This is a genomic window from Methylobacterium sp. D54C (assembly GCF_053345595.1).
The window spans coordinates 1-12538 of sequence record NZ_JBKFAK010000009.1 but is presented as its reverse complement, the minus strand read 5'-3'; the positions used below and the strand labels follow the sequence as shown (position 1 = coordinate 12538).

Annotated in this window: 7 protein-coding genes, 1 tRNA gene and 2 rRNA genes; 4 read left to right on the top strand and 6 right to left on the bottom strand. The window is 73.8% G+C overall.

Annotated features, from left to right (window positions below):
• Positions 1-216 precede the first annotated feature (216 nt).
• The 4 genes from ACLBYB_RS18430 to ACLBYB_RS18415 all read left to right on the top strand — a co-directional run bounded on the left by ACLBYB_RS18430 (position 217) and on the right by ACLBYB_RS18415 (position 4692).
• On the top strand, positions 217-1734 hold the full coding sequence (locus ACLBYB_RS18430; protein WP_447699626.1) for a serine hydrolase: 1518 nt from the start codon (positions 217-219) through the stop codon (positions 1732-1734).
• Positions 1735-1800: 66 nt separating this feature from the next.
• Positions 1801-2907: a CobW family GTP-binding protein gene (locus ACLBYB_RS18425; protein WP_447699625.1), complete on the top strand. Its 1107-nt coding sequence runs from the start codon at positions 1801-1803 to the stop codon at positions 2905-2907.
• Between the two features lie 104 nt (positions 2908-3011).
• A complete protein-coding gene (locus ACLBYB_RS18420) occupies positions 3012-3899 on the top strand; it encodes a GNAT family N-acetyltransferase (RefSeq protein ID WP_447699624.1) in 888 nt (295 codons plus the stop codon).
• Positions 3900-3972: 73 nt separating this feature from the next.
• On the top strand, positions 3973-4692 hold the full coding sequence (locus tag ACLBYB_RS18415; RefSeq protein ID WP_091681077.1) for an endonuclease III domain-containing protein: 720 nt from the start codon (positions 3973-3975) through the stop codon (positions 4690-4692).
• 3 nt (positions 4693-4695) lie between these two features.
• Here the strand turns inward: ACLBYB_RS18415 and ACLBYB_RS18410 are convergent, their stop codons facing one another.
• The 6 genes from ACLBYB_RS18410 to ACLBYB_RS18385 form a co-directional block, all read right to left on the bottom strand.
• Complete coding sequence (locus tag ACLBYB_RS18410; protein ID WP_091681076.1) at positions 4696-5013, bottom strand: HPr family phosphocarrier protein; 318 nt, start codon at positions 5011-5013, stop codon at positions 4696-4698.
• A 130-nt stretch (positions 5014-5143) separates the two neighbouring features.
• Positions 5144-9496: a translocation/assembly module TamB domain-containing protein gene (locus tag ACLBYB_RS18405; RefSeq protein WP_447699623.1), complete on the bottom strand. Its 4353-nt coding sequence runs from the start codon at positions 9494-9496 to the stop codon at positions 5144-5146.
• Positions 9497-11455 carry an autotransporter assembly complex protein TamA gene (locus tag ACLBYB_RS18400; RefSeq protein WP_447699622.1) on the bottom strand — a complete coding sequence of 653 codons (1959 nt, stop codon included), beginning with the start codon at positions 11453-11455 and terminating at the stop codon, positions 9497-9499. It lies immediately after the preceding gene.
• A gap of 436 nt (positions 11456-11891) precedes the next feature.
• Positions 11892-11968: transfer RNA gene (locus ACLBYB_RS18395), tRNA-Met, on the bottom strand.
• Between the two features lie 113 nt (positions 11969-12081).
• A 5S ribosomal RNA gene (gene rrf, locus ACLBYB_RS18390) occupies positions 12082-12197 on the bottom strand.
• A gap of 167 nt (positions 12198-12364) precedes the next feature.
• A 23S ribosomal RNA gene (locus tag ACLBYB_RS18385) occupies positions 12365-12538 on the bottom strand; the annotation flags it as partial.

Here is a 12538-nt window from a genome sequence, read left to right as displayed (position 1 = left end):
AAGCCGTGCCGCCCGCGCGGGCCACCGACAACCGCGCCGTGCAGACCCGCGATGTGATCTCGCCTTGCTCTTGCCACGGTAGGCTCGTTCATGCCGAGATGCAGTCCGGCGATCGCCTTTCGGCCGACCGGGCTGCGCCGCTCTCCGGCTGGCCGGCCGGAAATCCGACGCCCCCAGGGCGTCGATCCAGGCGATCCTCTGACGAGTCGGGCTCGAATGTCCTCTTCTCTCTACCGACGCCTCACCGTCGGGCTTGCGGCGCTGACGGGTCTGCTCGGGGCGGGCCTGGTCGGGATCGGCGCCGCGAACGCCGTGACGGTGCCGATCCTCGTGGCCGACGTGGATTCCGGCAAGGTCATCTACGCGCAGGCGCCGACCGACCCCTGGTACCCGGCCTCGATCACGAAGCTGATGACGACCTACGTCGCCCTGGACCTCGTCCGGCAGGGCAAGGTCTCGCTCGACTCGATGATCACCATCTCGGCCGCCGCCGCCGCGGAACCGCCGTCGAAGATGGGCTTCAAACCGGGCACGCAGCTCACCCTCGACAACGCCCTGAAGATCATCATGGTCAAGTCGGCGAACGACGTCGCCTACGCGATCGGCGAGTCGCTCGGGGGATCCGTCGAGAACTTCGCCGCGCTGATGAACGAGACCGGGCAGCGGATCGGCATGCACGACAGCCGCTGGTTCAACCCGAACGGCCTGCCCGACCCGCGCCAGTGGACCTCCGCCCGCGACATGGCGGTCCTCGCCCGGGCGCTGATCCGCGACTTCCCGGATTCCCACGACCTGTTCTCGATCTCGGCGATCCAGTTCGGCCGCGCCGTGATGGCGAACCACAACGGCCTGCTCGGGCGCTATCCCGGCACGGACGGGATGAAGACGGGTTTCATCTGCTCGGGCGGCTTCAACGTCGTGGCGACCGCCACGCGCAACGGCCGGCGGATCGTCACCATCGTGATGGGGCAGCCGACCCCGCGCGAGCGCGACGTGAAGACCGCCGACCTGTTCGACTACGCCTTCGGCCAGAGCGCCGGCTGGACCAGCCCGACCCTCGACGCGCTGCCGGCCTCCGCGATCCCGGCGCCGCCGGACATGCGTCCCTTCGTGTGCGGCGGCAAGAAGCCCCCGGCCATCGAGGACGGTCCCGGCGCGCTGAGCGCCCCCGGTTCGGCCGCGCAGCTGATCGGCGGCTCGGCGGCGAACTCGCCGGCGCTGGCGCTCGCCGCGTTCTCCAACCCGGCCCTGCGGGCGCGGTCCCTGCCGCCGCGGGCGCCGCTCCAGCCGATCGCCGTCTGGGTCGGTCGCAACCCGGCCGAGGGCCAGCAGATCCTCGAGGCGCAGGAGGCCGAGCAGAAGGCGGCCGCCGCCAACACTCGCGCCGCCAAGCTCGAGGCCGCCAAGGCCAAGCGCGCGGCCGCCCTGGAGGCGGCCAAGCAGGCGCGCGCGGCGCGCCTGGAGCGGGCCGAGGCCGCGAAGGCGGCCGCCAAATCCGCTCCCAAGGTCGCCGCGAAGCCGGGCCACGGCGTGCCGCGGAACGCCAGCGCCTACACGTCGGACGTCACGCCCGGGATGCCGGAGGCCAAGCCCGGGAAGGGCCTGACCAAGCCGGCTCCGAAGGCGGCCGCCCACAAGCCGTCGCCCGCCAAGGCCGATACGACGTCCCACAAGGCGGCGGCCAAGGCCCCGGCCAGGAAGCCGGCCGCCAAGAAGGCGGCGGCCGACGAGTAGGTCCGCGCGGGTGTCCGTGCGGCCGCCGCGTTGCCGCGGAGGCCGCCACACCCCACTTCGTCGCCCATGTCGCCGCCTCTGTCAGAGTCTTCCGCCCCCGCTCCGGACCCGCGCCGCCCGGAGCCCATCCCGCTGACCGTGCTCACCGGCTTCCTCGGAGCCGGGAAGACCACCCTGCTGAACCGGCTGCTGCGCGATCCCGCGCTCGCCGACACGGTGGTGATCGTCAACGAGTTCGGCGAGATCGGCCTGGACCACCTGCTGATCGAGACCGTCGACGAGGACATGATCCTGCTCGGCGCCGGCTGCCTGTGCTGCACGGTGCGGGGCGACCTGATCGCCACCCTCGAGGATCTGCTGCGCAAGCGCGACAACGGCCGGATCCGGCCGTTCCGCCGGGTCGTGATCGAGACGACGGGCCTCGCCGATCCGGCGCCGATCCTGCACGCGCTGATCTACCATCCCTATCTGGTGCTGCGGTACCGTCTCCAGGCCGTGGTGACGGTGGTGGACGCGGCCGCGGGCGCCGCGACCCTCGACGCCCATCCGGAAGCCCTGCGGCAGGCCGCGGTCGCCGACCGGATCGTGCTGACCAAAGCCGACCTCGCGGGCGACCTCTCGGGGATCCGCGCGCGCCTCGCGGCGCTCAACCCGGCCGCCCCGATCGTCGCGCCGGACGCCCCCGCGGACACGCTCCTCGGCGGCCTGTTCGGCCTCGACGGCAAGACCGCCGACGTGCGCGCGTGGCTCGGCGACGCGGCCCTGGAGCAGGCGCATCACCACCACGCCGACGTGAACCGCCACGACGCGTCGATCCGGGCGATCTGCCTGACCAGCGCGGCGCCCGTGCCGCGCCCCGCCTTCGAGATGTTCATGGATCTCCTGCGCTCCGGCCACGGGCCGAAGCTGCTCCGGCTCAAGGGCCTCGTCGCCCTCGCCGACGATCCCGAGCGTCCCCTCGTCGTCCACGGCGTCCAGCACGTGTTCCACGCGCCGGTCACCCTCCCGGCCTGGCCGGATCCCGACCACACCTCGCGGCTCGTGCTGATCCTGCGCGACCTCGATCCGGCCTTCGTGCGCCAGCTCTGGGACGCATTCCTCGGCCGCCCCCGGGTCGACGCGCCGGATGCCGCCGCCCTCACCGACAATCCCCTGGCGATCCCCGGCCCCTGACGCCGGCGGTCGGCACCGTCCTTGAAGCCCTCGACGCGAAGGGCGCCCCGGAGGCGCCGGATCGTCCCGGATCGGGACGGGTCGTCGAGAGGCAGGACACGCGGATGGCGCGACGCTTCACCGTGATACAGGGCGGGCTCACCGAGCGGCCGGACCGCGCGTCGGATCCGGAAGCCGGAGCCGGTGCCGAGGACGGCGCCGAGGATCGCGCCGAGACCGGGACCTGGCGGGTCGATCTGCGGCGACCCGGTGCCGTCGACGCGGCTTCCGTCGCCGCGTGGCGGGCCATGCTGGTGCGCAACGCGGTGACCGACCCGCTGCGCGACCCGGATCACCTCCTCCCGCTCGCCCAGCACCGCCCGGCGGGTCGTCCCGTCGCCGTCGCCCTCGCCTGGAGCCGCGACGCGCGCGACGGCCACGAGACCCTGCGCGGCGTGGTCCCGCTGGCGATGCCGCATCCGGTCTGGGGCCGCCGCGCCCGGCCCTGGGAGCCCGCCGAGCCCGACGCGGCCTCCCTCGTGGAGCGCGCGGCCGCGGAGGCCGTCGACCGGGCGCTGCGGGAGCGGCTCGGGGCGCTGCGCCGCCCGCTCCGTCTCGTCGGCCAGTCCGCGCCCGCCCCGGATCCGGAGCCGCGGCGCCCCGTCCTGGCGGCCAGCCGCCCGGCGCGTTCCCGGCCGATCCCGGCCGGGAACCTGCTCGGCGTGCGTCCCGAGGGCTGGGAGCCCGCGGAGACCGAGATGCTCGCCGTCACCGAGCCGGAAGCGGTCCGCGACGCCGTCGAGACTTTCCTCGCCCTCGACGCCCGCACGGCCGCGCGGCCGATCATCGCCGACCCGGCCGAGGCGTCGCTGGTGCGTGTGGTCACCCGGCTGTTCGCCCGCCGCGGCGCGCTGCGGGTCGAGTTCCGCCGGCGGGCCGGCGCGGTGGTCGCCGGGACGCTCCACCTGTGCGCCGGCGCCAACGCGGTGCCCTGGCGCTGCGCCCGGGCCTGAGTGGTCGGTGAGCGGTCAATCCGCCGCGTCCGGGGCGCCTGTCGACGGGGGCGGCGAACCCTAGCTGGCCGACATGACCCGCGACCTGCCCCACGGCGTTCGACCCGCTCCGCGCCGGAAGGCGGCCGCACGGACTGTGCCGCGCTCGCGCGGGGCGGGCGAGGCCGACCGGGTGGCCGCCATCCTCGCGCGCCTCGCCGAGCGGGACCCGGATCCGAAGGCCGGATTCGACCGCACCGACCCGTTCCGCCTGCTCGTGACCGTGCTGCTCTCGGCCCAGTCCACCGGCCCGACCGTCTCGCGGATCGCGGACGCGCTGTTCGCCGAGGCCCGCGATCCCGCCGCCATGGCGGCCCTGGGGGAGGCCCGGATCACCGAGATCGTCCGGCCGGTCGGGCTCGGGCCCTCCAAGGCGCGCAACATCGTCAGGCTGTCGGCGGTCCTGCTCGCGGAGCACGGCGGCGCCGTCCCGCGCAGCGCCGCGGAGATGCGCCGCCTGCCGGGGATCGGCCGCAAGAGCGCCGAGGTCACGGCGAACTTCGCCTTCCACGAGCCGGTGATCGCGGTCGACACCCACATCTTCCGGATCGCGAACCGGATCCCCCTCGCCCCGGGCGCGACGGTCGACGCGGTGGCCGACGGCCTCGCCCGAATCGTGCCGGACGCGTTCAAGGACAACGCCCATGTCTGGCTGTTCCGGCACGGGCGCGACATCTGCACGGCCCGGAAGCCCGCCTGCCCCCGGTGCCCGGTCTCCGACCTCTGCGCGTGGCCGGGTAAGGCGACGGCCTAGACGCTACTCGTCCTCGCCGAAGCGGTTGGCCAGCAGGGCCTCGATGGCGTCGAGGCAGCTCTCCGCGTCCGGGCCGACGGCGGTGACGGCGATGCGTGTGCCCATGGCGGCGCCGAGCGTCAGCAGGCCCATGATCGAGCGCCCGCCGACCGTCTCGCCGGCCCGGGTGACCGTCACGGCGGCGTCGTAGCGCTCCACGGTCTGCACGAACTTCGCGGAGGCGCGGGCGTGGAGGCCCCGCCTGTTGATGATCGGGAGCTTGCGGAGCAGGCCGCCCTCCGGAACCGGCGGATCGTCATCGGTCTCGAAAAGCTCGTCCATCGCCCGTGGTGTTTCCCGCCCGATCGGCGGCCCTGGCGGCCGCTCGTCCCGAACCTAAACCATTGACCGGGCGTGTCGATCCCGCAGCCCCGCGGGCGCGGTGGAACGGGCGGCTGTGTGACCGTGCCGGCTACCACTCGTACTCGGCGCCGACGCCGAGGCTGGTGCGGCCGTCGGTCCCGGCCTCGCCCTTCAGCTTGATCCGGCGGGTGACGTCGAAGTCGACCCCGACGGCGGTGTCGGCGGGCTTCGCCCCGGCCTTCACGCCGACGCTGACCCGATCCGAGATGTAGCGCGAGGCGCCGATCGCCGGCCCGCCGCTCGCGCCGGTGGAGACGTCGAGGCTGTCGAGGCCGAGGCTCTTGCGCGCCTGCTCGAACACGTCCGGACCGGCGGCGCCCCCCGAGAGCTGGGCGACCGCCTGGGCGAGCTGCAGCGCCTGGAACGGCGACAGGCCGGCCGAGGCCTTCTTGAACAGGATCCGCGACAGGATCTCGTCCTGCGGCAGGACCGGATCCGAGGTCAAGGAGAATTGCGGCGCGTCCGCGAAGCCCGAGACCGCGATGCGGGCGGTCACGTCGGTGGCCTTGGTCTCGGCGACGAAATCGAGCTCCGGCGTGGTCAGGCTGCCGGCGAAGGTCAGCCGGCCGCGGCTGAAATCCAGGCGCTGGCCCACGAGCTCGAACTGTCCGCGCCGCAGCGAGAACGCGCCGTTGGCGTTGGGCGACGCCGAGGTGCCGGTCACGCGCAGCGCACCGCCGAGTTCCGCGTCGATGCCGCGCCCGCGCACGAAGATGCGGCTCGGCGCGTCGATCGTCACGTCGAGGGTGGCGTCGAACGGGACGGCCGGCTTCCCGCCCCGTCGCCCGGACCGGGTCGCGGCCTTCCGCTCCGCCCGCTGCGCCAGGCGCGCCTTCAGGGCCGGCGGCGTGTTGACGTGGCGGACGCCCGGCAGCGGCCTGATGGTGGCCGGCAGCCGGTCCGGAACCGCGACGTCGATCGACACGACGTTCACCCGGCCGGCGATCCGCGGCGTCCGCGCCAGCGGCCCCGCCAGCGTGATGTCGACGCTCGACACGGCCGTCATCAGCGGGCTCGAGACGAGTTCGGCCTTGTCGGCGACGACGTGGAAATTGCCCGGAAAGTCGGGCGCGAGGGAGACGCGGCCGGTGACGGAGACCTGACCGCCGTTGCGGGCGGTCGCGGTCAGGCGCTCGACCACGACGCTGTCGCCGCGGCCGGTGACGCGACCCTCGATCCCGGTGAAGCGGAGCCCGTTCAGCGGATCGGTGAAGCTCCCGCCGCTCAGCACCGCCGCGCCCTGGGCCCGCGGCGCCGCGAGCGTGCCGGTGACGCCGCCGTCGATGGCGATCTTGCCGGTGACGCTCTGGCCGCCGACGCTCAGGAGGGAATTGGCGAGGGCGGCGTCGAGTGTCCCGCGCGCGCGCAGGTCCAGCGGACCCCCGGCCTCCACGGGCAGCGACCCGGAGACCGTCAGGGCGACGCCGCGCCCGGCCGTGACCCGCCCGTCCAGGCTCGCCTGCCCGTCCGACAGCGTGCCCTTGGCGGTCGCGTCGATCGCCGGCAAGCCGGCCTGCCGCGTCTGCGGGGCGACGAGCTTGGCGACGCTGACCGCGTAGCGCCCCTCCGGCCGCGTCGCGGGGCCGCGGAGATCCGCCTCCCCGTCCAGGGTCCCCGAGAGGGCGAGGCTCGGTGCGGCGATCCGGGCGAGCGACAGGGGCAGCGACCGGATCGCCACCTTGAGGTCGAGATCCCGCCCGGCGCGGCCCACGACCGTGATGCGGCCGGAGCCCGCCGCGATCGACAGGCCGTCGATCACCGCGCCGCCGTCCCGGAGGGTGATCGCCGCCGGCCCGGTGAGGGCGAAGCGGTCGTTGCCGCGGGCCGCCGACAGGCGCTGGATCTCGATCCGCGTGTCCGCGGCCGGGACGACCCGCGCGGCACCGTCGAGCGTGAAGCCGCGCGCCCGGGCGGTGAGGTTCACGTCGCTGAAGGCGGGCGTGCCGTTCGCGAGGAGCCGGATCGTGTCGACCTGCTGGCCGGCGGCCAGGAGCCGGTCGGCCTCGACGCGCCCGTCGAGGACCGGGTGGGCGCGCAGGTCGCGTCCCGAGAGGTCCGCGTCGAGCCGCGCGAGGGCGGTCTCGCCGTAGCGGAGACCGGCCCCGGTGGCGCGGACGGTCACGTCCTGGCGCCCGCCGTCGCGGGCGAGGGTCAGCGCGGCGTCGAGACGGCCCGCGACCGGTTCCGGGACCAGGGGCGCGATGTCCGTCAGGTCGCCGGCCCGCACGGTGAGCGCGCCGGCCGACAGCCACGTGTCGGCCGCGACCGTCGCCTCGCCGGCGACGGAGACCGAGCCGAGATCGAGGCCGAGCCGGTCGAGGACCCAGTCCCCGCCGACGCGCGCGAGGTGCGCGCCGCCGGTCAGCGGCTTGCCGCCGACATCGCCGCCGAGCCGGACCGTGCCGTCCGGCGCGAGGAGCGCGTCCCGCAGGACCGCCTCGACGCGCAGGTCCCGGATCGGCTTGCCGGCCGCCGTGGCGGAGGGCGCCGTCAGGGTCGCGGTCACGTCCGGATGCTCGAGGGATCCGGTCAGGCGCGCGTCGACGCCCGCCCTGCCGGTGAGGCGCCCGTCGAGATCCGCGAGGCTCTTGAGGTCGATCCTGCCGGTGACGTCCGCGCGGGTCGCCGTCGCCTCGCCCTGCAGGGTCGCGGTGACGCCGGAGCCTTCGAGGCGCAGATGGTCGAAGCCGTACCCGTCGAAGGTCTGGGAGACGCGCCCCTGGAGGCTCGGCGCGCGGCCGAGGGTGCGGTCGGCCGCGCGGATCCCGGTGACGACGCCGCTCGTCGTCACGGCGAGTTCGGCGGCGACGGCCTTGCGCGCCGGATCGCCGCTGAGCCGCGCCTTGGCGTCGAGGCTGCCCGCGAGACCCTGGCCCGCGAGGCCCGAGAAGACGGAGAGGTCCGGCAGCGCCGCGTCCACGGTGCCGGTCAGGGTGTTCTGGCCGACCCGGCCGGCATAGGCGGCCCGCGCCGTGTCGGAATCGAGCTTGAGCGCCGCGATATCGAGAACGCCGTCGGCGCCGGCCGAGGCCCGGAGCGTCACGGTGGCCCGGCTGCCGATCGCCCGGCGCAGGGCCGGGTCGGCGAGCTTCAGGCCGTCGACCCGGCCGTCCGCCGCGATGGCGAAACGCTGCGCCGACGGCTCGCCCTGCGGGTCGATGCCGAGGCTGGCCTCGATCCGGTCGAGGCTGGAATCGCGGCTGCGCAGTGCGGCCGCGTCGAGACGGCCCCGGACGGTGGGCGCCGCCAGCGGTCCCTTGAGGCTGCCGTCGAAGACGAGCTTGCCGATCTCGGCCTCGCCGGCCCGGGTGACGTCGCCCTCCGTCGGCAGGGCGCGCGCCTGCAGCGTCAGGTCGGCGATCCGGTCGCGGGTGAGGCTGCCGCCGGCCGTCAGGCGCGCCGTGCGGGAGGTCAGCTCCAGCCGGTCGATCCGGAAGGCGCCGCTATCCGCGAAGGCGAGGCCGCCGTCGAGCTTGGTGGTGCCGGCGAAGACCGCCGCCGCCGGACCGGGCATCAGCCCCTCGATCCGGGCCGCGAGGTCGAGGGCGAGGCGCCGCTCGGCCCCGATGCGGGAGATCTTCGCCCCGCCCCTGGCGCCGATGTCGGGACCGGCCGTGAAGTCGAGCTTGGCCCCCCAGGCATCCAGTGTCCCGGTCCCGTCGAGCGCGAAGTCGATCGGCGGGGTGCCGGGCAGGTTGGCGGCCTTCGAGAGCAGGCCGCCCGCCGGCTCGACCAGGTTCGCCTTGAGTTCCAGCCGCTCGCCGTTCGGCACGAACAGCAGCGACAGCAGGAAGCGGCCCGGCGCGTCGAGGCGCTGCGCCCTCGCCTGCAGGTCGAGCCCCTCGCTGGCGGCGCCGAGCTTCGCCCGGCCCTCCGCCGACAGCCGCGCCGGCTGCCCGGCCACCGCCTCGCCCAGCGTCAGCTCGGCCAGCTTGAACCCCTTGATCTCGACCTTGACCGGCAGGTCCGGGAGGAGCCGCCCGTCGGGCTTGGCCTCGGGCGGCGGCGGTCCGGGGATCGGGCGGCGCAGGACGTCGAGATGCCCGATCTCGAGGCTGTCGACCTCCAGCCGTCCCGACAGGAGGGCGAGCCGCCGCCAGACGATGCGGGCCCGGTCGAGCTTCAGCCAGACGCCGTCGCGGTCGCTGATCGCCACGTCCCGGATGGTCGCGTCCGAGGACAGGGCGCCGTCGATGGCGCCGATCGCCACCCGCGACGAGGGCGTCGACAGGGCGCGGGACAGGAGGCCGCCGAGGACGGACTTGTCGCCCTCGTCGGCGCGCGTCGCCGCGAGGGTCCAGGGCAGCAGGGCGAGGCAGACCAGGACGAGCGCCAGGCTCCACCGGCCGGGACGGGCGGTCGGACGCGCGGTGCGCGGCGTGAGTCCGGTTCGGAACACCATTCAGAACGCCTGCCCCAGGCTGAGATACAGGACGGCGGGACGCACGTGTCCGCCCTTGTAGGGATCGAGCGGGAAGGCGACGTCCGCGCGGATCGGCCCGATGCCGGTGTAGTAGCGCAGGCCGATGCCCACGGATTTGCGGATCTTCTCGTCGAAATCCGGCGTCGCCGAGGCGAAGGCGGTGCCCGCGTCGAAGAACGGCACCACGCCGATCGTGTCGGTGACCTTGATGCGCGCCTCGAGCGAGGCCTCCAGCAGGCTGCGGCCGCCGATCGGCAGGTTGAAGGGACCGATCGGCCCGAGGGTCCGGTACGGGTAGCCCCGCACCGAGCCGCCGCCGCCCGCGAAGAACCTGAAATTGTCGGGGATCTCCCCCAGCGGCGCGCCCGAGACCGAGCCGAAGCCGACGCGGCCGGCCAGGATCACGCGGGCCTCGTCGTCGAGGGCGTAGTAGGTGGAGCCCTGCGCCTTGGCCACGACGATGCCGGGCGAGGAGATCGCGCCGGGATAGACCGCCAGCGACGCGATGGCCCGGACGCCCCGGGTCGGGTCGAGGAGGCTGTCGGTGGAATCGTAGGTGACCGAGGCGGGCACGCCGATCAGCCGGTAATTGACCGTGCCGAGGGCGTCCTTCGACCGGCCCGCCTGCGCGTCGAGCCCGATCTGCGCCGAGAACGTGTCCGAGAACCGGTGGCGGATCGCCCCCGAGACGCCCCCGCCATCCACGAGGTAGCTCTGCTGCACCTCTCGGGTGACGAAGGCGTTGGCGAGAAAGTCGTTGCGCGTCCCCCACAGGGCGGGCTGGACGTAGGTCGCCGAGAGGCGGCCGCCGAGGCCGTTCGTGCCGATCCCCGCGAGCTTGCGCTGGTTGGCGAACGGGTCGTTGCCGAGGCCCAGGTAGTAGATGTCGGCGTCCACCCTGAAGGACTCGCCGCCACCGAACAGGTTGCGGTTGGCGTAGTAGGCCCGCACGCCCGGCCCGTCGACGGTGGAGTAGCGCGCCGAGACGCCCACGAGGTTGCGCTCGCGCTCGGTGACCGCGACGAACAGCGGCAGGTTCCCGTCGGCGTCGAGGGTCGTGCCCTCGCGGACTCGCACGCCGCCGATCCCCTCGATCCGCGCCACCGACCGGCGGATCGCCGCCACCGCCTGGGGCGAGTACGGGTCGCCCGGCTCGGCGTAGATGAAGGAGCGGATGGTGGCCGGGTCGATGCCCGGCGCACCGCTGACCGTGACCGGGCCGAGTCCGGCCACCGGGCCCGGCGCCACCGTGAAGGTCACGTCCATCACGTGGGCGGCATCGTCCACCACGGGGTCGCGCGCGATCACCTTGGCGAAGGGATGGCCCTGCGCGCGGAACTGGTCGACGATCTGCGCTTCCCGCGCCAGCACCGTGGCGGAGCGCGCGGGCACATCCTCGTCGATGCGGGTGACCCGCGCGGGCAGCTCGGAGTCCGGGAACGGGTTGCCCGCCGGATCGCGCACGGTGATCCGGCGCAGCTGGTAGAGGGGCCCGAGATCCACCGCGATCCGTACCGGGACGAGGCCGCGGTTGCGCCACGCCTCCGCAGCACCCACCGCCGACGCCGCCTGGCCCGGCACCGGCGCGCCGTCGATCCGGATCGTGACCGTTCCCTGATAGTAGCCGTAGCCCGACAGGACGTCGGCGAGCTTGGCGCGGTCGGTATCGGCCCGGCGCAGCAGGCCCTCGCCGTCGGGTGGCGGCTCCTGCCGCAGGCGATAGAGGGTCGACGTGTCCTGCAGGGCCCGCAGAACGTCGGAATCGTCCGTGCCGGTGATCCGCAGCGTGTACGGAAGCGCCGTGGCGCTCGGTGGCGGCGGCTCCGGCTCGCTGCCGAACAGGCCGAACAGGTCGAAGGCGCGCGCGGGTTGAGTCCCCGCGGCGACCAGCAGGGCCAGGGCCAGGGCGACCAGCCTCGGCGGCGATGCGCGATGCATCACCGGTCGGCCTGGACGATGAGAGGGAGCGGAGACGCGCAAACCGCGCTCTTCAGCTCCGATCGAGGTCAGCCGTGCCGCCTGCCTGTGAGATCATTGCCGCTCCCCCCTTACGCCGTATCACGACGTACCCCACCGCATCTTAAGGCCAGGTGCCTGCGAGGCCAACACCGCCAAGGTCGCGGCCCGGGGACCGCGCCCGGGAACCGGTTCGGCCGCTCGCGATGAGGCTGGTCGACGACGGGCTTCGACGCGCGTGATGCAGGTGGCACAGACCGCGAACCCGGGGCGGCGCGGTGCTCGGACTCCCCTCCCCTCGCGGAGGGCAGGCCCGGTCGCGGAGCGTGTCCGCGCCACGAGCGCTTCAATGCGACAGACAGCCATAAACGCAGAACCCGCCGCGCTGTTAAGCGCGGCGGGTTCTGTGTGTCGGATTTGGTTGCGGGGACAGGATTTGAACCTGTGACCTTCAGGTTATGAGCCTGACGAGCTACCGGGCTGCTCCACCCCGCGCCAAGTCTGTGCGGCTGATCCGGGTCGACGCGGGCTCTGTGTGAGCGTGCGCCGTGTCCGGGGGCCGGATCGGTGTTCGTGGTGAGGGAAGGTGTGTGTATTGCGATGGGCAGGTCTGGCAGCGACCGACTCTCCCGTGTCTTGAGACACAGTACCATAGGCGCTGGCGTGTTTAACGGCCGAGTTCGAGATGGGATCGGGTTCTGGGCACGCCGCTCAGGCCACCAGACCGGCACATCGCAACTTTTTTGGCACTCGGCGGCGCAGGGTGCTGCGACGGCGAGTGTTTCGTTCGGCAAGCAGGCAGCGTCATCGCTGCGGGTCTTCTTGTTTCGTGTGTCTCTGGCTTCGCCAGCCTTTTCGGCTGCCGAACCAGTCCGGACACGGATCACGAGAGCGATCAAGCCAATCGGGCGATTAGTACCGGTCGGCTCAACGCGTCGCCGCGCTTGCACCCCCGGCCTATCGACGTGGTCGTCTTCCACGGCCCTCAAGGGAGGTCTCGTTTTAAGGGGGGTTTCCCGCTTAGATGCCTTCAGCGGTTATCCCGTCCGTACATAGCTATGCTGC